Origin of the sequence: Stutzerimonas chloritidismutans (assembly GCF_051486945.1) — a bacterium.
Classification (GTDB): Bacteria; Pseudomonadota; Gammaproteobacteria; order Pseudomonadales; family Pseudomonadaceae; genus Stutzerimonas; species Stutzerimonas chloritidismutans_B.
In genome coordinates this window covers 970,452-996,269 of sequence record NZ_JAHVDX010000001.1, presented here as the reverse complement: position 1 = coordinate 996,269, position 25,818 = coordinate 970,452, and the positions used below count along the sequence as shown (strand labels likewise).

General features: G+C 59.5%; 33 protein-coding genes, 1 tRNA gene and 1 pseudogene. 14 read left to right on the top strand and 21 right to left on the bottom strand.

All coding sequences use genetic code 11. The features are described 5' to 3' along the window. Window positions 1-16: 16 nt before the first annotated feature. Together oadA and KXR72_RS04450 are read left to right on the top strand one after the other, a co-directional pair. Window positions 17-1,801, top strand: a complete 1,785-nt coding sequence (gene oadA, locus KXR72_RS04455) for a sodium-extruding oxaloacetate decarboxylase subunit alpha (protein ID WP_437419882.1) — start codon at window positions 17-19, stop codon at window positions 1,799-1,801. A 9-nt stretch (window positions 1,802-1,810) separates the two neighbouring features. Then, on the top strand, window positions 1,811-2,947 hold the full coding sequence (locus KXR72_RS04450) for a sodium ion-translocating decarboxylase subunit beta (protein WP_437419881.1): 1,137 nt from the start codon (window positions 1,811-1,813) through the stop codon (window positions 2,945-2,947). Between the two features lie 140 nt (window positions 2,948-3,087). Here the strand turns inward: KXR72_RS04450 and KXR72_RS04445 are convergent, their stop codons facing one another. The 3 genes from KXR72_RS04445 to KXR72_RS04435 all read right to left on the bottom strand — a co-directional run bounded on the left by KXR72_RS04445 (window position 3,088) and on the right by KXR72_RS04435 (window position 4,072). Beyond that, window positions 3,088-3,414 carry an Arc family DNA-binding protein gene (locus KXR72_RS04445; protein ID WP_243606475.1) on the bottom strand — a complete coding sequence of 109 codons (327 nt, stop codon included), beginning with the start codon at window positions 3,412-3,414 and terminating at the stop codon, window positions 3,088-3,090. 218 nt (window positions 3,415-3,632) lie between these two features. Continuing rightward, window positions 3,633-3,815 carry a PA3371 family protein gene (locus KXR72_RS04440; protein ID WP_437419880.1) on the bottom strand — a complete coding sequence of 61 codons (183 nt, stop codon included), beginning with the start codon at window positions 3,813-3,815 and terminating at the stop codon, window positions 3,633-3,635. A gap of 41 nt (window positions 3,816-3,856) precedes the next feature. After that, on the bottom strand, window positions 3,857-4,072 hold the full coding sequence (locus KXR72_RS04435) for a hypothetical protein (protein WP_437419879.1): 216 nt from the start codon (window positions 4,070-4,072) through the stop codon (window positions 3,857-3,859). A gap of 267 nt (window positions 4,073-4,339) precedes the next feature. Here KXR72_RS04435 and KXR72_RS04430 point away from each other — a divergent pair. After that, a tRNA-Arg gene (locus tag KXR72_RS04430) sits at window positions 4,340-4,416 on the top strand. Window positions 4,417-4,789: 373 nt separating this feature from the next. Here the strand turns inward: KXR72_RS04430 and KXR72_RS04425 are convergent. The 13 genes and pseudogenes from KXR72_RS04425 to KXR72_RS04365 all read right to left on the bottom strand — a co-directional run bounded on the left by KXR72_RS04425 (window position 4,790) and on the right by KXR72_RS04365 (window position 12,358). Beyond that, window positions 4,790-5,086, bottom strand: coding sequence for a hypothetical protein (locus KXR72_RS04425; RefSeq protein WP_319297717.1), 297 nt, complete (start codon window positions 5,084-5,086; stop codon window positions 4,790-4,792). 15 nt (window positions 5,087-5,101) lie between these two features. Further along, window positions 5,102-7,291, bottom strand: a complete 2,190-nt coding sequence (locus KXR72_RS04420) for a phage tail tape measure protein (protein WP_437419878.1) — start codon at window positions 7,289-7,291, stop codon at window positions 5,102-5,104. A 126-nt stretch (window positions 7,292-7,417) separates the two neighbouring features. Then, window positions 7,418-7,558: a hypothetical protein gene (locus KXR72_RS04415; protein ID WP_165362549.1), complete on the bottom strand. Its 141-nt coding sequence runs from the start codon at window positions 7,556-7,558 to the stop codon at window positions 7,418-7,420. Between the two features lie 158 nt (window positions 7,559-7,716). After that, window positions 7,717-8,811 (bottom strand): annotated as a pseudogene (locus tag KXR72_RS04410) (phage major capsid protein); the annotation flags it as partial. A 154-nt stretch (window positions 8,812-8,965) separates the two neighbouring features. Continuing rightward, the gene (locus KXR72_RS04405) at window positions 8,966-9,139 is read right to left on the bottom strand and encodes a hypothetical protein (RefSeq protein WP_437419877.1); all 174 of its coding nucleotides are present in this window, start codon (window positions 9,137-9,139) and stop codon (window positions 8,966-8,968) included. Beyond that, window positions 9,136-9,468: a hypothetical protein gene (locus tag KXR72_RS04400; RefSeq protein WP_437419876.1), complete on the bottom strand. Its 333-nt coding sequence runs from the start codon at window positions 9,466-9,468 to the stop codon at window positions 9,136-9,138. The genes KXR72_RS04405 and KXR72_RS04400 overlap by 4 nt, the downstream gene beginning before the upstream one ends. A gap of 631 nt (window positions 9,469-10,099) precedes the next feature. Continuing rightward, on the bottom strand, window positions 10,100-10,312 hold the full coding sequence (locus KXR72_RS04395; protein WP_437419875.1) for a hypothetical protein: 213 nt from the start codon (window positions 10,310-10,312) through the stop codon (window positions 10,100-10,102). After that, entirely contained in the window at window positions 10,309-10,518 is a 210-nt protein-coding gene (locus tag KXR72_RS04390; RefSeq protein WP_437419874.1) for a hypothetical protein, read from the bottom strand. Before KXR72_RS04390 ends, KXR72_RS04395 begins: the two co-directional genes overlap by 4 nt. A gap of 683 nt (window positions 10,519-11,201) precedes the next feature. Beyond that, complete coding sequence (locus KXR72_RS04385) at window positions 11,202-11,441, bottom strand: helix-turn-helix domain-containing protein (protein ID WP_125885646.1); 240 nt, start codon at window positions 11,439-11,441, stop codon at window positions 11,202-11,204. A gap of 86 nt (window positions 11,442-11,527) precedes the next feature. After that, entirely contained in the window at window positions 11,528-11,773 is a 246-nt protein-coding gene (locus KXR72_RS04380; protein WP_045632001.1) for a hypothetical protein, read from the bottom strand. Further along, entirely contained in the window at window positions 11,770-12,009 is a 240-nt protein-coding gene (locus tag KXR72_RS04375; protein WP_437419873.1) for a hypothetical protein, read from the bottom strand. The genes KXR72_RS04380 and KXR72_RS04375 overlap by 4 nt, the downstream gene beginning before the upstream one ends. Further along, window positions 12,006-12,161 (bottom strand): hypothetical protein, encoded by a 156-nt coding sequence (locus tag KXR72_RS04370; protein WP_165362553.1) that lies wholly within the window; start codon window positions 12,159-12,161, stop codon window positions 12,006-12,008. Before KXR72_RS04370 ends, KXR72_RS04375 begins: the two co-directional genes overlap by 4 nt. Continuing rightward, window positions 12,158-12,358 (bottom strand): helix-turn-helix domain-containing protein, encoded by a 201-nt coding sequence (locus KXR72_RS04365; RefSeq protein ID WP_437419872.1) that lies wholly within the window; start codon window positions 12,356-12,358, stop codon window positions 12,158-12,160. Before KXR72_RS04365 ends, KXR72_RS04370 begins: the two co-directional genes overlap by 4 nt. A gap of 146 nt (window positions 12,359-12,504) precedes the next feature. On the opposite strand from KXR72_RS04365, the gene KXR72_RS04360 reads away from it, so the two are divergent. Next, entirely contained in the window at window positions 12,505-13,071 is a 567-nt protein-coding gene (locus KXR72_RS04360; protein ID WP_234174911.1) for a hypothetical protein, read from the top strand. Here KXR72_RS04360 and KXR72_RS04355 read toward each other — a convergent pair. The 5 genes from KXR72_RS04355 to flgA form a co-directional block, all read right to left on the bottom strand. Continuing rightward, window positions 13,068-14,279 (bottom strand): tyrosine-type recombinase/integrase, encoded by a 1,212-nt coding sequence (locus tag KXR72_RS04355; RefSeq protein WP_437419871.1) that lies wholly within the window; start codon window positions 14,277-14,279, stop codon window positions 13,068-13,070. The two genes, KXR72_RS04360 and KXR72_RS04355, sit on opposite strands and share 4 nt — an antisense overlap. Before the next feature lie 488 nt (window positions 14,280-14,767). Further along, entirely contained in the window at window positions 14,768-15,514 is a 747-nt protein-coding gene (locus tag KXR72_RS04350; protein WP_437419870.1) for a flagellar brake protein, read from the bottom strand. A gap of 76 nt (window positions 15,515-15,590) precedes the next feature. Next, window positions 15,591-16,061 (bottom strand): flagella synthesis protein FlgN, encoded by a 471-nt coding sequence (locus KXR72_RS04345; protein ID WP_437419869.1) that lies wholly within the window; start codon window positions 16,059-16,061, stop codon window positions 15,591-15,593. A 35-nt stretch (window positions 16,062-16,096) separates the two neighbouring features. Then, window positions 16,097-16,420, bottom strand: a complete 324-nt coding sequence (gene flgM / locus KXR72_RS04340) for a flagellar biosynthesis anti-sigma factor FlgM (protein ID WP_437419868.1) — start codon at window positions 16,418-16,420, stop codon at window positions 16,097-16,099. Window positions 16,421-16,512: 92 nt separating this feature from the next. Then, on the bottom strand, window positions 16,513-17,247 hold the full coding sequence (gene flgA, locus KXR72_RS04335; RefSeq protein WP_437419867.1) for a flagellar basal body P-ring formation chaperone FlgA: 735 nt from the start codon (window positions 17,245-17,247) through the stop codon (window positions 16,513-16,515). 97 nt (window positions 17,248-17,344) lie between these two features. On the opposite strand from flgA, the gene KXR72_RS04330 reads away from it, so the two are divergent. The 10 genes from KXR72_RS04330 (at window position 17,345) to KXR72_RS04285 (ending at window position 25,817) form a co-directional block, all read left to right on the top strand. Then, a complete protein-coding gene (locus tag KXR72_RS04330; protein WP_437420374.1) occupies window positions 17,345-18,277 on the top strand; it encodes a chemotaxis protein CheV in 933 nt (310 codons plus the stop codon). Window positions 18,278-18,318: 41 nt separating this feature from the next. Continuing rightward, window positions 18,319-19,143: a protein-glutamate O-methyltransferase CheR gene (gene cheR, locus KXR72_RS04325; RefSeq protein WP_437419866.1), complete on the top strand. Its 825-nt coding sequence runs from the start codon at window positions 18,319-18,321 to the stop codon at window positions 19,141-19,143. Window positions 19,144-19,336: 193 nt separating this feature from the next. Further along, complete coding sequence (flgB, locus tag KXR72_RS04320; protein WP_437419865.1) at window positions 19,337-19,741, top strand: flagellar basal body rod protein FlgB; 405 nt, start codon at window positions 19,337-19,339, stop codon at window positions 19,739-19,741. A 14-nt stretch (window positions 19,742-19,755) separates the two neighbouring features. Next, window positions 19,756-20,199: a flagellar basal body rod protein FlgC gene (gene flgC, locus KXR72_RS04315; RefSeq protein WP_437419864.1), complete on the top strand. Its 444-nt coding sequence runs from the start codon at window positions 19,756-19,758 to the stop codon at window positions 20,197-20,199. A gap of 18 nt (window positions 20,200-20,217) precedes the next feature. Then, the gene (gene flgD / locus KXR72_RS04310; protein ID WP_437419863.1) at window positions 20,218-20,898 is read left to right on the top strand and encodes a flagellar hook assembly protein FlgD; all 681 of its coding nucleotides are present in this window, start codon (window positions 20,218-20,220) and stop codon (window positions 20,896-20,898) included. Window positions 20,899-20,930: 32 nt separating this feature from the next. Further along, window positions 20,931-22,211 (top strand): flagellar hook protein FlgE, encoded by a 1,281-nt coding sequence (gene flgE, locus KXR72_RS04305; RefSeq protein WP_437419862.1) that lies wholly within the window; start codon window positions 20,931-20,933, stop codon window positions 22,209-22,211. A gap of 192 nt (window positions 22,212-22,403) precedes the next feature. Further along, a complete protein-coding gene (gene flgF, locus KXR72_RS04300) occupies window positions 22,404-23,144 on the top strand; it encodes a flagellar basal-body rod protein FlgF (RefSeq protein ID WP_437419861.1) in 741 nt (246 codons plus the stop codon). A 45-nt stretch (window positions 23,145-23,189) separates the two neighbouring features. Further along, window positions 23,190-23,975, top strand: a complete 786-nt coding sequence (gene flgG / locus KXR72_RS04295) for a flagellar basal-body rod protein FlgG (protein ID WP_437419860.1) — start codon at window positions 23,190-23,192, stop codon at window positions 23,973-23,975. 29 nt (window positions 23,976-24,004) lie between these two features. Then, entirely contained in the window at window positions 24,005-24,700 is a 696-nt protein-coding gene (gene flgH / locus KXR72_RS04290; RefSeq protein WP_437419859.1) for a flagellar basal body L-ring protein FlgH, read from the top strand. A 13-nt stretch (window positions 24,701-24,713) separates the two neighbouring features. After that, window positions 24,714-25,817 (top strand): flagellar basal body P-ring protein FlgI, encoded by a 1,104-nt coding sequence (locus KXR72_RS04285; protein WP_437419858.1) that lies wholly within the window; start codon window positions 24,714-24,716, stop codon window positions 25,815-25,817. Window position 25,818 lies beyond the last annotated feature (1 nt).

The window sequence follows — 25,818 nt, the reverse complement described above, 5'->3', positions numbered from 1 at the left end:
AAGGGAGTTCCCTTCGATGAATCCTGTATCCAAACCGCTCGGCATCACCGACGTGGTGCTTCGTGACGCCCATCAGTCCATCCTCGCGACGCGGGTGCGGCTGGAAGATATGTTGCCTATCGCCGCCAAGCTCGATCAGGTTGGTTTCTGGTCGGTCGAGTCATGGGGTGGGGCAACCTTCGATGCTTGCATACGCTACCTTGGCGAAGATCCGTGGGAGCGGATTCGTGAACTGAAGAGAGCGATGCCCAACACGCGTCAACAAATGTTGCTGCGCGGGCAGAACCTTCTCGGCTATCGGCATTACGCCGATGACGTGGTGGAAAAGTTTGTCGAGCGGGCTGCAAGCAATGGTGTCGACGTCTTCCGTGTGTTCGATGCTATGAACGACCCGCGAAACCTCGATACCGCGCTCCGTGCCGTGAAGCGGCAGGGCAAGCATGCGCAGGGCACCATTTCCTATACGACCAGTCCCGTTCACACGCTGGACATGTGGGTCGACCTGGCTAAGCAGATCGAGGACATGGGCGCCGATTCGGTCGCTATCAAGGACATGGCAGGCATTCTGGCGCCGTACACCGCGTACGAGCTGGTGTCCCGTCTGAAGACGAGCCTGGCGATCCCCATCCACATGCAATGCCATGCGACTGCCGGACTGTCGACCGCTGCGATCGTCAAGGCGGTGGAGGCGGGCATCGATAACGTCGATACGGCCATCTCGTCGCTCTCGATGACGTACGGGCATTCGCCGACCGAGTCTGTGGTCGCCATCTTCCAAGGCACCGAGCGTGACACGGGGCTTAACCTAGATCTGCTGGAAGAGGTTGCTGCGTATTTTCGTGAGGTGCGCAAGAAATATGCGAAGTTCGAGGGGACGCTCAAGGGCGTAGATTCCCGCATTCTGGTCGCACAGGTGCCGGGCGGCATGCTGACCAACATGGAAGGGCAACTGAAGGAGCAGGGCGCGCTTGGAAAGTTCGATCAGGTGCTGGCTGAAATCCCACGGGTACGTGAGGATCTTGGTTTCATTCCGCTCGTAACACCGACCTCGCAAATCGTCGGCACCCAGGCCGTCATCAACGTACTGACTGGCGAGCGCTACAAGTCGATCACCAAGGAAACGGCCGGGATATTGAAGGGTGAGTACGGCGCTGCGCCGGCGCCCTTCAATGCTGAACTGCAAGCGCGCGTGCTCGATGGCGCTGAGGTCATAAACTGCCGTCCTGCCGATCTGTTGCAGCCCGAAATGGACAAGCTCACCGCCGAGCTGCGTGGGCTGGCCAAGGAAAAGGGGATCAAACTGGCCGCCGACGAGCTCGATGACGTGCTGACCTATGCACTGTTCCCTCAGATTGGTTTGAAGTTTCTGGAAAACCGTGGCAATCCCACAGCCTTCGAGCCTGCACCTGGCAATGAGCCCGTAGCGTCGCGCGAAGCTGACAAGCCTTCGGTCTACACGGTGGAGGTCAATGGCCGCTCCTTCGTGGTTCAGGTCAACGAGGGCGGCGATATCGATGGGATCAAGCCCGTCGGTTCTGCTAGCCCCTCTTCAGCCGCAGCGCCAGTATCAGCGCCTGCGGCGGGCAGCGGTGCACCGCAGGCGGCCCCGCTTGCTGGCAATATATTCAAGGTGTTGGTGCAGCCAGGTCAGGTGGTGCAGGAAGGTGACCTGGTGATTATTCTGGAAGCCATGAAAATGGAAACCGAAATTCGGGCGTTCAAGTCGGGCACCGTCTCCGGCGTCAACGTAAAGGTCGGGGATGCGGTGGCTGTAGGCGATAGCCTGCTGACCATTGCCTAAGGGGGCGACATGGATAAGTTGCTCAAACTATGGCACAGCACAGGGCTTTATCATCTGGAGCTGGGCCAGCTTTTCATGATCGTGGTTTGCCTGGGGTTGATCTATCTCGCGGTTCGAAAGGGTTTCGAACCGCTTCTATTGATCCCGATCGGATTTGGCGGGGTGCTCGCTAACATTCCCGTCGCCAATATGGCCGACGGCGCCGGCATTCTGCATCTGTTCTACGAGGTCGGCCTGCCTACCAGCGTGTTCCCGTTGCTCATTTTCATGGGCGTCGGGGCCATGACCGATTTCGGCCCAATGCTGGCCAACCCCAAGACGTTGCTTCTCGGTGCGGCTGCGCAGTTCGGCATCTTCGCAACCCTGCTCGGTGCGCTGGCGTTGGCAGCTGCGGGCATCCCGGGTATGGAGTTCACGCTGCGGGAAGCGGCATCCATCGCCATCATTGGTGGTGCGGATGGCCCGACCTCCATCTTTGTCACGGCGAAGCTGGCACCTCACCTGCTTGGCCCGATTGCAGTGGCCGCGTACTCCTATATGGCTCTGGTGCCGCTGATTCAGCCACCGATCATGCGTGCACTGACGAGCAAGCAGGAGCGGATGATCGTTATGCAGCAGCTACGGCCGGTGGGTCAGATCGAGAAGATCGTGTTCCCGTTGGTGTTGGCGCTGCTGGTCGGCTTGCTGTTGCCGGATGCCGCGCCATTGGTGGGCATGTTCGCGTTCGGCAATCTGCTTCGTGAAAGCGGTGTGGTGGAGCGCCTGGCCGATACGGCACGCAACGCGCTTATCAACATCGTGACGATAGCACTGGGATTGACGGTCGGCTCCAAGCTGTCCGCCGAAGCATTTCTGCAAATGAAAACGCTTGGGATCCTGGTGCTCGGGATGGTCGCGTTTTGCGGGGGTACAGCGGCAGGCGTGCTGATGGCTAAGGGTATGAACCTGTTCAGCGCGAACAAAATCAACCCGTTGATCGGTGCGGCCGGTGTCTCGGCAGTGCCGATGGCTGCTCGCGTGGCCAATAAGGTGGGGCTCGAGGCCAATCCGCAAAACTTCTTGCTGATGCATGCGATGGGGCCGAACGTGGCAGGGGTCATCGGTTCGGCAGTAGCCGCGGGTGTCCTGCTGAACTTCGTTGGGTAATTGCACGCTTGCGTCGAATGCGATGCAGGCAAAGCGATTTCGGAGTTCTACCAGTCCGCTGCCACGCTCCACGCGCCAATAATGAAAACGCCTCGACAAAGCGAGGCGTTCAGATCGCGCAAGCAGGGTGGTTGCCAGAGTTACTCTTCGTCCCGGGCGGCCTCGGTATCCTGGGCGATCAATGCGATCAGAGCGTTCTGCTGCCGGTGCGCTAGTTGACGGAAGCGTTGGAGCAGCTCTCGTTCATGAAGCGTGAGTTCAGGGCTATCGAGTCGCATATTCAAGTCGTCATCCAGCGCGCCTTCTTGAAGCAGGCTTTGCTCCAGTCGCGCGATGATTTCCGAATTCATGCTGCGATGGTGGTTGCGAGCAACCTCAGCGATGCGTTCGCGCATCCCGTCCGGTAGCCGAACCACGAATTTGTCAGCCGTGCGGCTGGAATAAACTGCCTGCTTCATTGGGCGCATAGTTAACCGGTTAGTCAGGTGGACGATGGTGGCTCATTGCCGTTCTAGTCACGGTCTGACAACCGAACAGCGCCTGCTGTTCCGCGACCTGCAAAAAAGTTGCGAGACGGCTTAATGGCGCCAATCATACGTCGTTTAGCGTGGCAGTAAAGCTGCTTGTGATGGCAAGATGCCTCTAGTGTGACATGCGCCTTGTCTTGGTCTTCGACCACGTCATATTAGCGAAGGACGGGATCGAACTTGATTCTGCGCCCAAGCATCAGCGAAACGATGAAGAGCAAGCCAAACACGCCGCTCCCGCTTTTAAGTGCAACGTCCCATATACCGCTGGGGTCGAGGGTAATGGAAACGGCAATACAGGCGGAGCTCAACCCGAACCAGCAGAACGTTAGCAGTGACATATGAATCTCTCTGACAGGGCCTAGCGGTGGTCTTTTCGTCCTTAAAATACCCAACGCTGCGGCTGCGCAGGCGCAACGACTTGGCTGTGGTTAATCGTCTGGGCAGCTGGCAATGCTGGACGGCTGATATATGTGGGCATAACCAATTGACTGGCGGTAGCCGTTGAGGCGGCGTTATCCACACCATTTTCATTGAACTCAAGCGCGGCTAGCGCAATCAGTATCGATGTGCTCAACAAATAAGCCGGGCGTTGCATGGGCGTCTCCTTCGCGTTGCGGGATAGTCCTATCTATAGCATTCGCCGTGCCAGGCTTGATGGCGGATTAATTACTTAAAAATCAATCACTTAGATTCCATCGTATCTAGGGTTGCAGTGCGCTTTGCATGGTTGCCGGTCGGAAGTAGTGCAAATTGCAATGCGGAAGCCTCGTTGTCATTTTCGGTCGGTTCGCTGGTGAATGCGGACTCGACTGACGTGTGACAAAGCGGGCAGGGACGGCTAAGATGCTGCGCCAGCCGATTTGTCCCAGTAGCTCAATTGGATAGAGCATCCCCCTCCTAAGGGGAAGGTTGTGAGTTCGAGCCTCGCCTGGGACGCCAGATTCTATGCGGTTTTCGGCGATTTAGAGCCTGCATCGGTTCTCCTCCATGGGTGCAATGTGGGTGCAGGCGTAGGCTTTTCACAGCCCCATTTGGCTCACGATTACTGCGGGGTCTGTGCCTCGTTGCAAGGCGCGCCGCACGTCCCGGGTCATCTGGTCGATTGCCTCGTTCTCCAGCTTCTCTGCTAACCGACACGCCTTTTTCACGATTAGGACCGCGAGTTCTGCCGGAATCTTGATCGTTTCTTGCGCCGGTCGGCCGTATGCGAGTGACATCTGCTGTCCCTAAATTGTTGCGGTTAGTGAAAGCTGACTTTCGGAGGCGGTCTTGGAGCGGGGCGGTTTTGAGGATCGGGCCGCCCCTCCCTGGGTCACTCGGACAGGGCCTGCCGCAGTTCCCCACCGACGCCGAACAAGCGTCCTGCCGCAGCTACAAAGCGCTCCTTGCCTTGCTGCTCGTTGACTCGGATATCAAACGCCAGGTCGGCCGTGATCGGCCCGCTGTGAAGCGCGGCGGCCAGCATACGGCCGAACATCATTCCAGCTTGCTCAGCTATTGCTCGGATCTCGTGCATAGGTGTGGCCGCTGTAATCGTTGCGTATCCGCTCACCTCAGTTGCCAAGCGAGCCAGCTTCTCTTCTAGTTCAGTCACATCGTAATCAATCATCTCAACCTCCATTGGTTATCTACCGGCTGGGCTTAGGCCGAACTTCTGCGCGATTGCTCTGGCTCGCGGGCCATCGCCGAAGATATCCGACACGAATACGTTCACCTCTTCACGTCCATCTGCACCGGTGCGCCGTTCTGTTGTGCCGCGCTTGCTGGCGTCCTCGATCACGTTAACGGTGGTCCCGCCGCCAGTGTTCCCGCCTTGGATGTCGCTCAGCGTCTTGTCGAGCTTTGCGCTGGTTTCGGCCGTAGTGACACGCTCGCCCTTTTCCAGCAGCCAGGTTCCGGTCTGCGGAATGGAATCGATGCCCTCGTGCGCCATACCGATCGCGCCGATGTTGCTAACGATATTGGCTGTCGCCGCGGCTACAGACGCCATCGCGGCCAGGTTGGCAGGCCAAGGATTTGCCGCAGCCATCGCTATGCCTTGCTGAATGGCGACTGCAGATTGAGCGATTGCCGCGGCCTTCTGGACCGCAAACATAGCCTTGTAGAGCCCTGACTGCTCGCCGGCAAAGGTCTTTGTCAGTCCTGCCAGGTCTCCGAAGATGCTTTCTGCCGATGCCAGCTGCGCCATCTGGCGGGCCTGTTCGATCCGGGCAAGCTCGTCTTCGTGCTGCTGCTTAAGTGCTAGCTCTTCCTCATCCCACACTGCGGAGAGGTCGGCGCGGTCCTGGCGAAACTGTTCAAGCATCTCAAGCTGCGTGTCGTACCACTCCTGCAGCTTCTCCTCAGCCTCGTCGATCTTCAGCAGTTCGCCAAACGGGCCGCCCACAGCAGCATCTAGCCCGCCGAACTCTGGCGCGTCAGTTGTTGCGGCTCCGGCGATCCGGCCGGCAACCTTCATTCGCTCATCAGGCTCGATGCCCTGCATCGCGTCGAGCACAGCCAAGCGCTCGCGCATCTGGTCGGTTAGCTGTTCCTCGTCTGTTCGCAGCTCAGCTATCAGGCGCTGATAGGCCTCAAGCGCCTTGTTCTGCTCCTTGACCGCTTCGTCCTGGCTCTCGATGGCCTTGGTTGTGCTCGTGATAGCAGCCGGCAGAGCGCCGGGGGCCATAGTGGTTTGCAGCTCGTTAAATAGCTCGGTGAGTGTTTCCAGGCGGGTTGATCCGCCACCGCCGTTGCCCTGGCCGTCGAGCTTATTCAGGAACTCGCCGTAACCCTGCGCAAGCTGGTCGAGACCAGAGACGCTATCGCTAAAGGTCTCCTTGATCTCGTCCATACTCTCGAAGGCGCGGTAGATCCGTACCGGTGGCAGGTAAGTCTCCCACCAGGAACCGCCACCCTTGGACGCCTCGTTCAGGTCGTAGAGGTCCTTCAGTGCGCTGCCGGCAATGTGGATTGCTGCCACTGCGCCGACTGCTGCCTTGCCAACCGCTCGAAGCGATCCGGCCAGGTCTTCCGAAACGGTAGCGGCAAGGCTGCCATCCACAGTGACGCCGGAAAGCCCGTCTGCGAAGTCGCCCAGGACGGGTATCAGCGCGCTGCCTATCTGGTTTTTCAGACCTGTCGTTGCCTGGTCCATCAGGAACATCGCAGCCCGGAGCTTGTTGGCTTCCGCGATGGTCTGTTCACTCAAGATGGCGCCGGCGCGCTCGGCCTCATCGGCGAAACCCTTCATGGCTGCGCCGTTGTCCTTCAGTAGCGGAATCAGCGCAGTGGCATCAGATGCCAGGCTTTCCATATAGAACGTCATCTGCTGCTGACTTACGCCGGCCTTCTCCAGCGTGTCGACGTACAGGCCAAGCGCCTGCGGGCCGGATAGGGCGGCGAACTGGTCAGCCGTGACGCCAACCTGCGGGGCGATCTGCTCGAAAAAGTCTTTCATGCCGCCGCCGCCAGTTGCCGCGAACTCGCCGGCCTTGTCGGTTACGTCCTTCAGGATATCGGCGAGCTTGTCCTGCTCGATGCCGACGAGCTGAGCGCCGGCTGCGAACTTCTGGAACTCAGTGGACGACGAGCCAGCGATGGTCGATAGCTTGCTGATCTCAGCCGCTGCGTTCACCGTCGATACGGTGATGGCGGTGAGGCTTGCGATCGCCGCGGCAGATCCAGCGCCAAACGCTGTGCCGACTGCCTTCGCGTTCTTCTCTACTTCCTTGCGCCACTTCTCGGAGCTGCGTTCGGCCTTGTCCATACCACTGACAAACGAGCCGGTTCGGGCTACGAGATCGAGCGTCAGGGTTCCTAACGATTTACTCATTTGGGCCACCGATGGTGTTTAGTCTGTTAACGGGTTGGTTAACGTCTTCGTTAACAGGCAAAAAGTCTGCGAATGGGAGGGGGCGCGGTTTCCTGCACGGTTGAGCGCTAGGCTTTTGACCCACCCCTACCACCTGGCGGGCCATCGCTTGAGCTCGCTGACGGCCTTTGTGGATGGCGCGTAGTGGTACGCCTTGCCGTCCTGCTTGGGTGCCTTGGGCAGCGTCCTGGCGCGGTAGATACCGAGGAAATCGATCAGGTCTTTCATGGCTGCCTCAAGTGAATTAGTTGCCTGCCACCGTCTTGCGAGAATCTGAAGGAGTTGACGCGCAGGCTGTCGCGGTTCTTTCATGACCTGGTGACTCACGACTATACCCAGGGCCGGACTTTCCCTTACGGGCCGCTCCGGCAGCGGGACATCACCGTTTAAACAACAGCGTCAACGATCTTGCGAACGGCACCGGTAGCGAACACGGCCAGGCCATAGCGGGCTTCCGCCAAAATAGTGGTCTGGTTCGTGGTGAAGTTGGTCCCATCCTCACGGCTGGCCATCACGGTCACGCCTTCACGGTTCAGCACAGCAACTTGCGACTGATCGAGAATCAGCGTGGTACCAGAGGCGATGGCCGGGGTGGTTAGGACAGGAACGCCCCACAGGCTCGGACCGGCCGGGTCGCGCGGGCTGCCCAGAACATACTGCTCATCGGTGGCGCGCTCGGAAGCAACCACGAACCAGTCGGCCGGGTTCATCACGATCAGGCTCGGAACCCAACCATCGGCTTCCATTGCGGCCTTCGCTTCGCCGATCTTGTCTGCCTTGGCGGTCAGGGTCGGAACGAACGCTGTAGCCTGAGGCACGAGGCCCAGGATCTTGCCGGCACCGCCTGCGCCGTTGATAAGCTCGCTTTCGAGCCTGGCGGTCACGCCGTAGCGCAACAAGTTGTCGATCTGCATCGAGAGGGCGGGGGCGTCGGCCAAGATCTGGTTCGATGCCTTGATCCAGTGCGCGATGGTGCTGATGTTGGCCTGCACGATCTGGGTCGGCAGCGATGCCTCTGCCTTCACGTCGCCTTCCAGCACCTGCACGGCTGCAGCGTTGACGTAGCCGTTGAGCTGCATGAACTCGAACACGCCAGTGTTGACGGCCAGGCTCGGCAGAACCGACAGCAGAGACAGGGCGCGCTGCGGGTTGTTGAACAGGCCCGGTGCGCGTTCTGCCTGCACGTCATGGGTTGCGCTGGTGATGGTTGCCTTCACTTCCACGCGGCCAGTGGTAGGCGCGCCGGTCAGCATCGACTTGAACTGCGGCGATTGCACGAACTGCGCTGCGACCGACTCGTTATTGGCCTTCACGCCGAAACCGTTCGGAATTCCGCCTTTCTGCGCCAGGTCGATCATCTGCTCGCGCAGAGTCTTGATTTCGCCGTCGACTTTTTCCAGGCGGTTGGTGGCGAACTCGTTGATCTCCGCCAGTTTGCTTTTTACCTGCTCAACATAATCAGTCATTTGGTGTTCCTCGAAATTCTGTTGTGCCGCTGATGCGGCCGGATGCTCGTTGCTTCGCCGTGCCCCGAATCACTCGGCTTACGGGAAGTGCCGCCAATCAGGGGAGCTAGTCCTGCCAGGCGGTGTGAAAACCCACGAGCATCACGCACAGGGCTTTCGATGGTTCGTTTCATCGCAGATCGCTCTCCAGCAGATAGGCGAGATCGGAGACGCGAAGGTCTGACCTCGGCCCTTTAACGTGCCACCCGCCTGGGATGCGTTCAGCGGTTGCGCGGTAGCGCTTCAGCATCTCAGCGGCTTCCTCGCGCTTCTTCTGGTTCGACGGGCTGTTGACGGCGCTCATTTGGTTTCGAGCTCCTGTGCGGCCTGTGCGCGGTCCAGGGCTGCGAAGACCGTGCTGCGGAAACTGCCGATCGCGGCGTTCATGTCTTCTTGGGTTTGCCGCAGACGCTGGCGGGACGCCTCCGCCTCAACAGTGATGGTCAACCGGCGAATCTGTTTGCCGATTTCCTCGGTCGCTTCGATCTGCTCGGAGAGCTTGGTCAGGAACAGTGCGGACGCCATCGCGCTAAGGTCGCCCCGGTCAGCAGCCTCACGGATGCTTTTAAGGTAGGCGCGCTGCTCCGGCTGAGTTGGGAGAAGCTGGCGGCCGCGTGGCGGGGTGGTGTTCATGGGGAGCCCTCAATATGTAAAGTGACGCGACGTGACGTCGTAATGGCTACATATTAGGGGCTTTTTTGGTGCTGGCCAGCGCTGATTTATGGCTAATCCCGCTCTGCCGTCCGGGTTCGTTCGGTTTCGTTTTTGTCTTGAAAATTCCCGACGAACGGTCATCCGTTGTACGGCGAGTGAGCCGTTTTGGTCTCAGTGAGACGGTTCGGTCGCGGTGAGATATCCCCAGTTGTGGGGAAAACCCGCTGCCTTGATAGTGGGAAACCCCCGGTCTTGATCGTGGGAAAACTGCCGATCTGGTCCGAGTCGGACAGGTTGGTCTGTCTCGCGTGTCGATAACGACACAGTGTGTTGATTCCTACACAGTGGAAACCCAGCGATAACCCTGCCGGTTAGGGTTGGGTTTCAACGGGTGTTGAACAGTTGTTGAACGATCGGTGAACGCTTGGTGCACGAAACGTGCTCAGTTCTGAGCGCATTAAAAACCCCGCTCGGTGGCGGGGCTGGCGAGAGAGATACGCCGCGCTGATTTTACCGCGCGGTGCCGCGACGAACTGGACGGCGAATACTGCGAAAGTTTCGTAGTAAAGAATCCCCGCGGCCCGGCCTCTGAGGGGCTTCGCTTGGTGGGTCAGTGAATGCGCCTGGTGTCGAGTGTCGCCAGATCCTCGTCACTGAGCACGCCGGCAGCGAACAGACCCTGTAGGAATCCCGACAGCATCTTGGTATCTAGCTCGCCCCGGTCGGCGTCGGCCTGGTACATCTCCAGCGCGGCGACCGCTCCGTCACAGTGGGCGACCATTGGCGCGATCTTGGTGAACAGCGTGCGCTCCACGGCCTTCATGGTTCGTAGCGCTCCAGCAGCTTGCCCAGGCGGCTGGCGATCCCGTCCAGAGATACGGCCAAATCTGGACGCATCTCGCCGCCACGTAGCTGGCAGAGGTCGGAGAAGATTCCGAGCAGCATCACTTGGCCGAATGCGTCGATGTGCGCGCCTTGGTCGTCGACCACGATTCCGCAGTCAGGGTCGATATGAACGATGTTGGTCATGCGTGACGCTCCTCGTTTGTAGCCACTTGCTGCCCTGAATATCAGTAGATACCTGGCAGAATCTAAAAGGGTGTTCACTTTCTGAACACGTAGAACAGCGATTACGGTTCGGTTTCTGAACACGTAGGCAAAAGCGCCAAACGCAACGGGACAAAACCATACGAACCAATTTGTCTATGTGTTCACTAACTGAACCGGTACGTGTTCATTTTCTGAACAGGAAGAAATCGAATTGAGTAGTGTCGGCAAAGGGCGCAGCGGCGCCCTCGTCGGGCCTACCTCAAGGTCTTTGCCGGGGCACTCGTTTACCGGAAGCCAGGACAGTGCGTAGAGCGCGCAGCGGGCGCCGTGCTTGTTGAACAGACTGCTACGGGTCTGAGTGATCCAGCCTGCCGACTCCAGATCGCAGAGCGCCTTCTGTAGCGTCGATGGTGATCCGATGCCCCATTCCCTAGCCATCGTGCGCGTGGCTGACAGGTCGCCATTGTTGCCCCCGTTGTACTGCGACATGAGCTCTTGCAGCACCACGCGGGCAACGAAGCTCAACGCTCGATGCCCGGGCGATTGAACTAGGCGCCGCTCTAGCCGGAAAAAAGGTGGCCCCGATTTGGGCTTTGATTTGCCTGCCATATCGAACTCGCGCAATGGCTGGCAGGGCAGGGGCCCCGCCAGCGTTATGGCCGTTAGGCCGCCGCTTCCTGCATCAGGACGTACTGCCCCACACGGTGGGGTGGTCTGCCTGGCTCGGTGGCCTGATAGGCCCATTGCGTGCGGATATCAAAGCCACGCCGACGCAGACGGCGAACCGTTGACGGCGGGTGGACGATATCCAGGTCATTGGCTGCTTCGATGGTCGTCACTGGATGAATTCTCAGTGCTTCCAGAAGGCGCCGGTCTTGCTCGGTTGCGGAGTGTGATGGCATAGTTCAGTCCTCACTTGGTGCAGTCCAATGTGTTTGCCCTTGGCGGTGTTGGCGCACCGCTTCGGGTTTCCTTCCCGCTTCCTTTCTCATGTCCATTCGTCCCTGTCCGGGGCGGCGTAGCCCCATGCTTCGTTGGCGGCTGCGTAGATCATCGAGCCCAGGGCGGCCACTGCATACGCAAGGCTGCTCCGGTCGTCGTCGCTTAGGTGATGCTCCGATTCGTCGGCACCCAATAGCCGGCCGATACCTTCCAACCCTTTGCCGGCGTTCGTCAGCACCGCGGTGTTGCGCTGGATCATCTCGAACGCCTCGCGATCAGTGATGCGGCTCATTGCAGCCCCTCCACACGCTTGATGCGCTCCGCTTCGCAATCCATGTGGTTGCTCAGATCGTCGGCGAGGTACTGCGCAAGGTTGGCGAGCTCTAGCGCATCGCGGCCGTTCTTGTGCGCGCAGTTGAGCTGGATCGCTCTTGCTATCGAGCCAAGCCACTTGCCGTGTTCGCGCGCATAGGTCGCCAGGTCGTAAGCGTCGATCGCGTCCACTGTTTCAGTCGTTGCGGTGTTCATTTCGCTAGCTCCAGTCGAGAGGCGCCAAGGTGGCGCAGGTGTTCGAGGTCAATCAGTCGGGTATTGGTTGGCAGTGCCAGCCACCCAATGACTTTGCCGCTGCGGTCGATTAGATGGAAGGCCCGTTCCAGGGCCTCAAAACGGGCGCTCATCGTGCGTTGTCCTTCGCCATACGGTTCAGCCAGGCGCGCAGTTCCTCTACGAGAATCAAACGGCGCTTGCCTGCCTTGAACGACACAAGGTCGCCGCGGGCAATGGCTTCATAAACAGCGGAGCGGCTTGTGCCGGAAGCGCGGGCGGCTTCATCGGTGCCTACCGCAATTGGTTGCAGGCTTGCGATTTGGATCATGGTTTGCTCTCCATCTGGCCGGTTGTGTTTGGATAGCGGGATTGTCGACCAGATGTGTGCATCCTAGATGTAAGTAACAGTCATCGCAAGCATAAGTTGATACTTTCGTTAGCGTCGCTTACTGTGGCGCCATTAAGGAGACGGTGATGGCTAACAGATCAAAGAAGACAGTGCTATCGGTCAGGGTGTCGGGCTACGCCAAGTCATGCTTGGACGTGCTCGCTGCGATCGAGCAGAAGAGCCTTCCGGACACTATTGAGGGTTTGCTTGAGCACGCTTTCGACCGAAAGTCGATCGCGCCGCCGGCTTTCATCCGGCAAGACAAGCTCACAAAACAAGGCGAGCCGCGGATTTTGCTGGGCGAGCTTATGCGAGCCCTTTGGACGGAGGATCAGGAGCTTTTCAAGCTAAGGCTGCATTTGATTGAGCCTGCAGCGCTCAATGACCGAGACCAGGTCGTTACCGGAACAGTATTCAAGAATCTCGACATCTTCGCGGGTGATGACGATCTGTTCGATAAGAAGGCTCGTGAGCTGGTTGTGGAAAGCCCGGCAATTCCTAAGCTCAGCCTTTCGCTGGTCAGCATTTACTGGCCTTTGTTGAATGACTACGCGCGCTTTCTGGCGAACAATTCGCTCAATCTCAGCTTCCCTGACTATGTCGATATGCTTCGTAAAAGCGGTGAGCTCGACGAAATTTTCGAGGTGCTCTAGAGAAGTTCCACTGCGGCCGCCTTGCTGTCGGGTGCAAGGTGGGCATAGCGGAGCGTCATCTTGATATCCGCGTGCCCCAGCAGATCGCGCACCGTGTTCAGCGGTACGCCAGCCATCACCAGCCGCGATGCGAAGTCGTGGCGCATATCGTGCCAGCGGAAGCCGACGATGCCGGCGTTCGTCAGCAACTCCAGCCAGGCGGTTTTCACGTCCGTCATGGGCTTATTGTCTTCACCCGGGAAGATGTAGCCGTTACCGCTCGCCTGGTCGTACCATCCCTGAAGAGTGGCCAGCGCCTCGGCGTTCAGTGGGATATGCCGTGTCTCGCTGGTTTTTGCGCCTTCGCCGGCTACCGTCAGGGTCTTGGCTTGCAGGTTGGCGTGATGCCAGCGCAAATTGAACAGCTCGCCGCGCCTCATTCCAGTGTTGAGCGATAGCAGAACCATCGGCTTCAGGTGATCGGCGAAGGCGAGGGCGCGAAGGTCTGGCAAAGCCCCTCTGCCGCGTTTTGCGCGCCATTCGTTTGCGCTGTCACGCTCTGCCCTGATTCGCTCCTCGCGTGCGTCTAGCGCGTCCCTGAGTGCTTTGGCTTCGTCTTTCGAAAGGTAGCGGATGCGGCCGATTGAATCGACCTTCAGTTGCTTGACCTTCTCCAGGGGTGAGGCGGGCAGGTAGGCCCATTCCACGGCTCGGCTGAATACGCCGCTGATGCTGCCCATCTTGCGGTTAGCGGTGGCGGGTTTGTTGCCACCGTTGAGCCAAGCGGTTCGGATCTGCTCCAGATCGCGGCCGGTTATCTCATCGAGCCGGCGGTGCATGATCGGCTCGAAGCTGGTATCGAGCGTGTGCAGCGTCTTATCGTGGCCTTTGTGATGGGCCTTGAACCACGGCATATAGTGGTCATCGATGAAGCTGCGCAGGGTAGGGGTGCCGGCACCGCGGCGGCCTTGGGTGACTGCCAGCGGTTCGCCGTGCTTGCGGGCCTCATTGAGGTACTGCAGCGCCTCTTCGCGGGCCTGCTCAAGCGTCAGGATGCCGACACGGCCGAGCGTCTTCTTGCGACCGCGTGCCCAGGTCACAACGTAGGACTTCGCACCGGCCGCCGTCACGCGCACGAACAGACCGGGCACGGTGGTATCGTGGATTTCGTATTCTTTGCCGGTGACTTCCAGGCTGTTCAGTCGGCGCGCCGTTAGCTTCTCTCGCACGGTGTTCCCATGGGTGCAGTGTGGGTGCAAAAGTGACTATACGGGGCTGATTTACCGGATGCAACGGGACGCTAAGTGCCTGATTTATAACGTAAGTGCTTGATTTGGAAGGGGCTTGTTTGCCCCTCCTAAGGGGAAGGTTGTGAGTTCGAACCTCGCCTGGGACGCCATGGCCCTCCCTATCGAAGCGACTAGCTGCCGCCCGCTTCGCCTTAGTCCTATGTTTTTGCGATCGCCGTAGCCGGCTATAGCGTCTTACTACCCGTTGGATGCCGCATTTCGCTTCGGGATCGATTATGGAACGGCCCAACGCCCGCTTGGATGCGACGCCGTTAGACGTTGATGCGTTAGTGTTTGGCAAGCCAGTTGTCTGCGTGCTGCGGGTTAGCGGTTCACGTCGCGCTGGGTATCGCTGAAGGACGCTTTCCGCGTGCAGCTATGAAATAGCGTAGCGAGTGAGGCAATCACTGTGTTTTCGATCAGACTTGTTAGCTGAAACGATCCGACACCTGGTCGCGACGCGCCTCACGCTGGAGCTGATAGACGAAACGCTCAATGTTGCGCTGCGGCAAGCCGCTCAAGCGATAGAAGCGCAAGCCGCAATAGGTAACGTTGTTCTTTTCGTCATGGGAAAGGTGGCGTAGTTCGACGGCGGTTGTGATGTTGCCGATCGGTAAGGCTGCCGAGAGCTCGTACACCTGCCCGGTTTGTAAGCCACTCGGGATTAGACCGCCCAGGCTGATTTTGCAGCCTGTGGCTGACATGTCCAGCAGGCGGCCATCAAGGGGTTTCTTGATGATTTTACCGCTCAGCGCAACATTGACCGCTGGGCCGGAAATCGGTGCCCGGAATGCGTTGCGGCGTTGGTGATATAGCATTTCCGTCGGGACGGCGATCCAGTAACAGCGCGCATCGTCGAGTTCGCCGGCGTGGATGGGCAGGTCGTTTTGCCACGCGATGCGCACCCCGTCGTGGAAACCCTCCACTGAAAAGGGTTCGCCAGTCATCAATAGCCGCTCGCCATCGTTGGGTACGAGCTCGTCCAACGCAATCCAACCCTTTTCCGGGGCGAGATCGACCACGTAAGTCTGGTAGCGAACACTGCGTCCGGCGAAGTGGACCAGCAAAGGGGTGCGGTTTTCCTGTAACAACCGTAGATTCGAATGGATCTCTACGGTTGTCTTAAGAATCTTGGGCGGCTGCGGACCGTCGTCCTCGACGAAAAGGCTGGACACTTTGCTTGGCTCTCCGGCACCTGACGAGATGAAGGTCGCATAATAGCACTAGGCCATCAAAGGCCGTGCGTATGGTTCAAGCCTGACTGAGCGGGCGGTGATAAGTGCTCCGGGAGGCCGAGCCACGGCGATCGTACAGATCGGGGGTGTCGGCGCTGCCCTTGAGAATGCGCAGCATGCCCCCAACGGCCGTTTGGTTGGCACGGATGAGCTTGCCGTTGCGTTCATTCGCTTGGCGGCAGGCTTCCAGCAGCTGCTCGAGTCGCTGTGCACTTTCGAGCAGAGCCTCGCCGTTGGAAGCGTGGGCCGCATAGGCAGTCATGCCGTCCAGATCGGCGGTCAGGCCAGCCTGCCGAAGGGTCTGGCTGCGGAGCGCACCGTGCTGCCCGAGCAGCGCAAGCATCGTCTGTTTCTGCGTCAGCAGGGCCTCGAGGCCGGCCAGGTCGCGGTCGGCCAGCGCCTTGTATTCCTGGTCGATGAGCTCAAGAAGCTTTTGCGCATGGCCGATATCGTCTACAAGCTGCGCGAGTAGCTGGGAGTCTTGCATAACCGCCCCTGTAACGCTGTTGCCGCCGCGTCAGGTCAGCGCTGGCTCTCGAAAGCCAGAAGCTTGGACGCGACGCGCTTGCTGTCAACCTCATAGCTGCCATCGGCGATGGCCTGCTTGATTTGCGCGACGCGCGCCTGATCGACAGACGGCTGTTGATTCATTTTTTCCGTTGCCTGTTGAAGACGCTGCGCTTCAGGGCTGAGCTGGACGTTTTCGCCTGCCGCCGCGCTGCTCTTGCTGGCCTCGGTTGCTGGTGCTTGTGGAGCTGCGGGCCGCTCGGCATTCTGAACGCCGGAGGTACGCCCGCTGTTGGGCGCATTGGTTGGCCCGTTCGGTCGATTGAAGTCGATAACCATGATGAACCTCGAATAAGTCAGGTCGCTTGCCTGCTTTTCGGCAACCCTGGAAAAAACTTTAGCGTTTTTTTGGCGGGGCGCTATCGAGGTGACTACATCATGACTTCTACCTGACCCGGTCCAGTCACCCGAGCCTTGACCACACGTCCCGAGCTCTGATTCTTGACGCGGATCTGGATGCCGATGGCGCCGTCCGATAACGCTTCGCCGGGCATTCTGACATTAATGGCCGAATTTTTCGCGCTGATCACCACTTGGTCGCCTTTGCGAATGACATCGGCGAGCGATACGTAACTTTGTGGAACCACCTGGTCGGCGAGCAGCGGTCGCGACAGTTTATTGCCAACGACCTGGTCGATCGCGGTGAGATAACCCTGACTAAGCAAACTCACGTCTCGCTCGGCCAGGCTTACGTCTGAACTATCGACAAGGCTGTCGCGCTTGAGAGGGCGCAACGTGACGACCACCTCACGATAGAGATGCACCTGCCCCGGGACGAATACTGACCAGGGCGCAGAGCCTTCGCAGCTCACCCGGACCGTCGCGCGGCCGACCGGCTGCGCCGGGCTTTCAAGGCGCGTGCTCAACGGCTGATCACAGGCAGCCAGGCGCAGGCGAGGATCCAGCCGATTGACTTCCACCTGGTAGCGCGCCTGGATTTGGCTACGCTGCAGGTATTCCGTCACCTCACGCTCAAGAAAGGCTTGGGTCGCGTCGATAAGTTGTTCAGGGCGGGTTGCGGCTGTCGCCCCTGCACCCTCGGCCAGCACGCCTAAGGCGGGTAGGAGGGCTGCAAGGGCAATGCAGGAACGCCGGAAAAAAGTCATCAGTTCGCTCATGACCAACGATAAAGCAAGGGGCGTGCCGTCACGCCCTGGCTCACAACTGACTCAGCGCCTATCTGGCAAGCAAGAGGAACCTGGCATGGCCGGTGTATTGGATTCCGTAAACCAGCGTACGCAGCTGGTCGGGCAAAACCGTCTGGAGTTGTTGCTGTTCAAGCTCGATGGCAAGCAGCTGTACGGGATCAATGTGTTTAAGGTCAAAGAGGTCCTTCAGTGCCCGAAGCTGACCGTTATGCCTCGATCGAGCCCCGTGGTGCGTGGCGTCGCGAATATCCGCGGCAGCACGCTGTCGATCCTTGACCTGTCACTGGCCACCGGCAAGCCGGCCCTGGAAGACATTTCTAATAGCTTCGCGATCATTGTCGAGTACAACAACAAGGTGCTGGGCTTCCTGGTGCGCTCCGTCGAGCGCATCGTCAACATGAATTGGGAAGCCATCCTGCCACCACCCAAAGGGGTAGGGCGCGACCATTACCTTACTGCTGTCACCCATATCGATAGTCAGATGGTGGAAATCATCGATGTCGAGAAGGTGCTGGCCGAGGTTGCACCGGTGTCCGAGGCCGTTTCGGTCAGCATCACTGACGAAGAAACTCACACCAAGGCTGCGCTGTGCCGCGTATTGATCGTCGACGATTCTTCCGTTGCGCGGAAACAGATTATCCGTTGTCTACAGAACCTCGGCATTGAGGTCGTGGCCCATAACGATGGCCGCCAGGCGCTGACCTACCTTAAGGGCTTGGTGGCGCAGGGCAAGAAGCCGTCCGAAGAGTTCATGATGATGATCTCGGATATCGAAATGCCGGAAATGGACGGCTATACCCTGACGACTGAGGTTCGTCAGGACCCGGATATGCGGGATATGCACATTCTCCTGCATACTTCGCTCTCCGGTGTGTTCAACCAATCGATGGTTAAACGAGTCGGTGCGGATGATTTTCTTGCTAAATTCCAGCCGGACGATCTGGCGGGTCGAGTCATACAGCGTGTCCGGATGACGGATGGAAAATGAGGCGCGAGCCTCTCAACAAAACGACCTGTGGGGCGTGATTAGTGTCAGGTGATCTGGATTTCGATCAGTTCCGGGTATTCCTGGAAAAGACTTGCGGCATCTTGCTGGGCAACAACAAGCAGTACCTGGTGTCCAGCCGGCTTAATAAGCTGATGGAGCAACAAGGCCTCAAGACGCTGGGTGACCTGGTGAGGAAAATCCAGGCGCAGCCTCGTAGCGGCCTGCGCGAGCAGGTTGTCGACGCCATGACGACCAACGAGACGTTGTGGTTTCGCGATACCTATCCGTTCGAGGTCATGAAGAGTCGCGTCTTGCCGGAGCTGCTCAAATCGGCGCCAGGGCAGCGACTGCGCATCTGGTCGGCGGCTTGCTCGTCTGGTCAGGAGCCATATTCCCTATCAATGACGGTCGACGAGTACGAGCGCAACAGCCCGAGCCAACCGAAAACTGCCGTGCAGATCGTCGCGACGGAGCTGTCCGGCGCGATGCTGACTGCAAGCAAGGCGGCCGAGTACGACAGTCTCGCGATTGCTCGGGGATTGTCCACCGATCGCCTGCAGCGTTACTTCGACGTCAAGGCGCCTGGGCGCTGGGCCGTCAAACCGGCCATCCGCAGCCGCGTCGAATTTCGTGTGCAGAACCTGCTCGACAGCTATGCCGCGCTGGGCAAGTTCAACGTGGTGTTCTGCCGCAACGTGCTTATTTATTTCTCCGCGGATGTGAAGAAAGACATTCTTCGCCGTATCCATGCCACGCTCAAACCGGGCGGTTATCTCTTCCTCGGCGCGTCCGAAGCGCTGAACGGCCTACCTGAGCTGTACCAAATGGTGCAGTGCAGCCCAGGCATCATCTATAAGGCCAAATGACGGCCTGAGCGGCGGCGGTTTTCTGTCGTCACGCGGCGAAACAGCGGCAATGGAATCGGAAAAAACTTGCCGCTTTTGACGCCCTTGCCGCGACGTGTGCTCTGAATCCCTTGTAGATCAGTCGTTTGAACAAGTGGCACGCCCTTTGCTGATGTTCTGCCAGGCAGACTTGTATCCGGCAAAGGTCCAGATCATGAGCATCAGTTTCGACAAGGCACTCGGCATCCACGAAAAAGCGCTCGGCTTCCGCGCGCAACGTGCTGAAGTGCTGGCTAATAACATTGCCAACGCAGACACCCCCAACTACAAGGCCCGTGACCTCGATTTCGGCGCCGTGCTGGCTGCTCAACAGAGCAAGACCGAGGGTGGCTTCGGGGTGAGCGTCACCAACGGCAAGCATATCGCTGCCGAGGGGATGGAAATTGCCGATCCCGGTCTGCGCTTCCGCACGCCGGCGCATGCTTCGCTCGACCAGAACACTGTCGATGCCCAGGTGGAGCAAGCCGCTTACGCCGAGAACGCCATCGACTTCCAGGCCAGCTTCACTCTGCTCAACAGCAAGTTCAGGGGGCTGATGAGCGCCCTGCGCGGCGAATAAGAGGAGCCATTTCCATGTCCCTTAGCAACGTTTTCAATATCGCAGGTAGCGGCATGAGTGCGCAGAGCACTCGGCTGAATACCATTTCCAGCAACATCGCCAACGCCGAGACGGTGTCATCCAGCGTCGATCAGACGTACCGCGCACGTCACCCCGTGTTCGCGACCATGCTGCAACAGGCCAGCGGCGCGCCGAACGATTCACTATTCGCCGAGCAGGACCAAGCCGGCGCGGGTGTACAGGTGCTAGGCATCGTCGAAGACCAGAGCGAGCTGCAGGCCCGCTACGAGCCCAATCATCCCGCTGCGAACGCCGACGGTTACGTGTACTACCCGAACGTCAACGTGGTCGAGGAGATGGCCGATATGATTTCGGCCAGCCGCTCATTCCAGACCAATGCCGATTTGATGAATACGGCCAAAAGCATGCTGCAGAAAGTCCTGACCCTCGGTCAGTAATCGCTACGAGAGATCACCATGACCACGACAAGCGGCGTCAGCGGTACCGGTTCGGTACTAGACCAGTACCAGATCAAGGATCGCGAGGTTAAGAGCAACGACCTCGGCAAGAATGAGTTTCTCGAACTGCTGGTCACCCAGCTGAACAACCAGAACCCGCTCGCGCCCCAGGAAAACGGTGAGTTCATCGCCCAGTTGGCGCAGTTCAGTACGGTCGAAGGCGTAGAAAAGCTCAACAGCAGCATGGAAACAATGCTCTCGGGCTACCAGTCGTCCCAGGCGTTGCAGGCGTCTTCGCTGGTCGGGCGCAAGGTCATCGTGCCGACCGACAAGGCGGTGGTAGATACCAGCGAAACCTTCAAGGCAAGCCTGGTGTTGCCCACGACCAGCAGCAACGTGGCGGTCAACGTCTATGACAGCAGCGGTACCGTGGTGAACCGCATCAACATGGGCCAGCAACAAGCGGGCAACGTTTCGTTCATGTGGGACGGCAAGGATTCGAGCGGCAAGACTTTGCCGCCGGGCACCTACCGTTTCGAAGCACAAGCGACCTACCAAGGCGAGACCAAGGGGCTCTACACCATGCTTCCCGCCAACGTAGACAGCGTCACTCTCGGACAGAACGGCGGTGAGCTGATGCTCAATCTGGCCGGTGTCGGCAGCATCGGGCTGTCAAAAGTCCAGGTCATCGGTCAATAACCGCCGGCACGTCCCGGTAACAGGAGCTTTTCATGTCGTTCAATATCGGCCTTAGCGGCATGCGCGCCGCCAGCAAAGACCTCAACGTCACAGGTAACAACATCGCCAACGCTGGTACGGTCGGCTTCAAACAGTCGCGAGCGGAATTTTCCGACGTGTACGCTGCCTCGATGCTGGGCTCCGGCAAGAACCCAGTTGGCAGCGGCGTCCTGCTGTCGGACATTTCCCAGCAGTTCAATCAGGGCAACATCAACTACACGCAGAACGCCCTGGACCTGGCCATCAACGGCAATGGCTTTTTCCAAGTCAGCAATAACGGCGCGCTGAGCTATACCCGTGCGGGTTATTTCGGTACTGACAAGGAAGGCAATTTGGTCGATAACTTCGGTTATAACCTTCAGGGTTATGGTGTCGATGACAACGGCAACATCCGCACCGGGCAGGTCAGCGATCTGAAGATCCAGACCTCCAGCCAGGAGCCAAAGGCCACGACCAAGATCACCCAAGGGTTTAACCTGAATTCGACGAACACCGAGCCGGTCAACACTCCGTTCAATCCGTCTGATCCGTTGAGCTACAACTCCTCGACCTCGACCAACGTCTACGACGAGCAGGGCAACGCCCACGTCATGACCCAGTATTTCGTCAAGACCGGTACCGCCAACACCTGGCAGATGCACGTGCTTGTCGACGGTCGCAATCCGGCCGACCCGGTCAACAGCACTGCGCCGAGCACCACCAATCTGCAGTTCAGCCCCTCCGGCGCGCTGATCGACCCGGCCAGTGGTACGTCTGCCATTACCGGTTGGCAGCCGGCCGTAAAGAATACTGACGGCACCTGGTCGTTGAACAATGCTGCGCCGGCGGCTGGTTTGAACATGACACTCGATATGCGTGGCTCGACCCAATACGCCAGCGCGTTCGCCGTCAATAGCGTCAGCCAGGACGGTTACACCACCGGTGAGTTGGCAGGTCTGGAAATCAGCGAGACCGGCGAGATCTTCGCGCGCTACACCAACGGGCAATCGAAGGTGCAGGGGCAGATCATCCTGGCTAACTTTGCCAACGTCCAAGGCCTGACCCCGGTCGGCAAGACGCAGTGGGTGCAGTCGTTCGAGTCGGGCGAGCCGGTTCGCAACCCTCCAGGCAGTGGCACCCTGGGTTCGTTGCAGGCAGGTGCCCTGGAAGATTCCAACGTCGAACTCTCCGACCAGTTGGTCAACCTGATCGTTGCGCAGCGCAACTACCAGGCAAACGCCAAGACCATCGAAACCGAAAGCGCCATTACCCAGACGATCATCAACCTGCGCTGACGGCGCGCCGGCAACGGCAACGGCGGCGGGAAACTGCCGCTTCGTCTCAAAAGGGCCCTTCGGGGCCTTTTTGTTTTTCTGAAAAACCTTTTATTTCAATGGTTTGCGTATCTGTTTCGCCTGTGGCACGTGCTTTGCTTTGTCTCCTTCCGAAGATCTATCAAGCGTCAATTTGCGCGGCTCGGAGGTTCGATGGACAAGATGCTTTATGTGGCGATGACGGGGGCGAGCCAGAACGCTCGAGCCCAGCAGGCGCACGCCAACAACCTGGCAAACATCTCGACTACGGGCTTCCGCCGCGATTTCGAACAGGCGCGCTCGATGCAGGTGTTCGGCGATACCTTTCCCGCCCGCGTCTATGCAATGACGGAGCGGCCGGGCACGGATTTCAGTTCCGGCACCTTGCAGGAAACTGGCCGTGACCTGGACGTAGCCGTCGAGGGCGAAGGCTGGATCGCAGTGCAGGCGCCGGACGGCAGCGAGGCCTATGCCCGTACCGGCAGCCTCAATATCGACACCCTCGGCATGCTGCGCACCGGCGACGGTTTGCCGGTGCTCGGCAATGCGGGGCCGATTGCCGTGCCGCCGGAAGAGAAGGTCGAGATCGGAGCCGATGGCTCCATCAGCATTCGCGCGCTGGGCGAAGACCCGAACGTGGTGGTGACGGTCGACCGGCTGAAGCTGGTCAATCCCGATCCGAAGCAGCTGGAGAAAGGCACCGATGGCCTGATCCGCATGAAGGACGGCCAGCCCGTCGAGGCGGACGCCGCGGTTCGTGTCACATCCGGCTTCCTCGAGGCGAGCAACGTTAACGCCGTTGCTGAGATGACTTCGATGCTCGCGCTGTCCCGGCAATTCGAGCTTCACGTGAAGATGATGCGCACGGCAGAAGAAGACAGTGCCGCAGCGGCCCGAGTCTTGCAGAACAGCTAACAAACTAGGCGGCGTGCCTGATTTCCGGCGCGCGAGGAGAAGATCATGCTTCCAGCACTGTGGGTGAGTAAGACCGGTTTGTCCGCCCAGGACATGAACCTGACCACCATTTCCAACAACCTGGCGAACGTGTCCACCACCGGCTTCAAGAAGGACCGCGCCGAGTTCCAGGACCTGCTCTACCAGATCCGTCGCCAGCCTGGCGGCCAGTCCAGCCAGGACAGCGAACTGCCATCCGGCCTGCAGCTCGGTACCGGTGTGCGCATCGTCGGCACGCAGAAGCAATTCACCTCCGGCAGCCTGCAAACAACCGAGCAGCCGCTGGACATGGCCATCAATGGTCGCGGGTTCTTCCAGGTCTTGCTGCCGGACGGCACCGTGTCCTATTCGCGTGACGGCAGCTTCCACCTGAACGCGGACGGCCAGATCGTCACCTCCAACGGTTATTCGCTGGAGCCCGCCATCGTCGTGCCGCCGGAAACCCAGACCTTCACCGTGGGCGAGGACGGCACCGTGTCCGTCACCACGCTGGGCAACCCGGCGCCACAGGTCATCGGCAACATCCAGACCGCCGACTTCGTCAACCCGGCCGGCCTGCAGGCAATGGGCAGCAACCTGTTCCTGGAAACCGCCGCCAGTGGCGCGCCGCAGGTCAGCACCCCGGGCCTCAACGGCTTGGGCACGGTACTGCAGAACACATTGGAAAATTCCAACGTCAGCGTCGTCGAGGAGCTGGTGAACATGATCACCACCCAGCGCGCCTACGAGATGAACTCGAAAGTCATCTCCACGGCCGACCAGATGCTGTCTTTCGTTACCCAGCAGCTGTAACAGCCGTCAGCCGCTGGATTGAGGTGTATATGCGTCGCTTGTTGAATGTCCTGCCGCTGGTGCCTGCCATGATCCTGTCCGGGTGCATGGCGCCGGCTCCGAAACCCAACGATCCGTACTACGCGCCGGTGCTTCCACGCACGCCGCTGCCTGCTGCGCAGAACAACGGGGCGATCTACCAGGCGGGTTTCGAAACCAATCTGTACGACGACAGGAAGGCTTATCGGGTCGGCGACATCATCACCGTCACGCTCAACGAGAAGACCCAGGCGAGCAAGAACTCGAACTCCAAGATATCCAAAGAGAGCAAGGCCGATATCGGCCTCGGCTCGCTGTTTGGCGGCGCCGTCTCGATGGCCAACCCGCTGACCGGCAACAGCATGAGCCTCGGTGCCGAGTACGACGCGTCACGTGATACCTCCGGCTCCGGGCAGGCAGGGCAGAGCAACAGCCTGTCCGGCTCGATCACCGTGACCGTTTCGGACGTGCTGCCCAACGGCATCCTGGCGATCCGTGGCGAAAAGTGGATGACGCTCAACACTGGCGACGAGCTGGTGCGGATCGCGGGCCTGGTGCGTTCGGACGACATTGCGACCGATAACACCGTGCCTTCGACCCGTATCGCCGACGCCCGCATCACCTATTCCGGCACCGGCGCGTTCGCCGATGCCAGCCAGCCGGGTTGGCTGGACCGTTTCTTCATCAGCCCGTTGTGGCCGTTCTAAGCAGGTGTCGGCAATGAAAATGTTCAGCTCCGTATTGATTGCCCTGTTGTGCCTGGCTGGCGCGCCGGTGCATGCCGAGCGTCTGAAGGACATCGCCAGCATTCAGGGCGTGCGCAGCAACCAGCTGATCGGTTACGGCCTGGTCGTCGGCCTCAATGGCAGCGGTGACCAGACCACCCAGACGCCGTTCACCGTGCAGACCTTCAACAACATGATGGCGCAGTTCGGCATCAAGGTGCCTGCGGGCGGCAATGTGCAGCTGAAGAACGTCGCGGCCGTATCGATCCATGCCGAATTGCCGCCCTTCGCCAAGCCGGGTCAGACGATCGATATCACTGTCTCGTCCATCGGTAACGCCAAGAGCTTGCGCGGCGGCAGCCTGTTGATGGCGCCGCTAAAAGGGATCGACGGTAACGTCTACGCCATCGCTCAGGGCAACCTGGTCGTCGGTGGTTTCGATGCAGGTGGTGCTGATGGGTCGCGCATCACCGTCAACATTCCTTCGGCCGGGCGTATCCCGAACGGTGCGACGGTCGAGCGGCCGGTGCCGAGCGCGTTCAACCAGGGCACCACCCTGACGCTGAACCTCAACCGCCCGGATTTCACCACGGCGAAGAACATCGTCGATCACATCAACGAGTTGCTTGGCCCAGGCGTGGCTCAGGCGCTCGATGGCGGCTCGATCAGCATCACCGCGCCGCTGGATCCGAGCCAGCGCGTCGATTACCTCTCGATTCTGGAAAACCTCGAGGTCGACGTTGGCCAGGCGGTCGCCAAGGTCATCATCAACTCGCGTACCGGGACCATCGTGATCGGCCAGAACGTGCGCGTTCAGCCTGCCGCCGTGACACACGGCAGCCTGACCGTGACCATCACCGAGGATCCGCAGGTCAGCCAGCCTAACCCGCTGTCCGACGGCCAGACGGTCGTGGTGCCGAACTCGAAAGTGAAAGCCGAGCAGGAAGCCAAGCCGATGTTCAAGTTCGCCCCGGGGACGACGCTCGACGAGATTGTCCGTGCGGTGAACCAGGTTGGCGCGGCGCCGAGCGACTTGATGGCCATTCTCGAAGCGCTCAAGCAGGCCGGTGCGCTGCAAGCAGACTTGATCGTCATCTGAG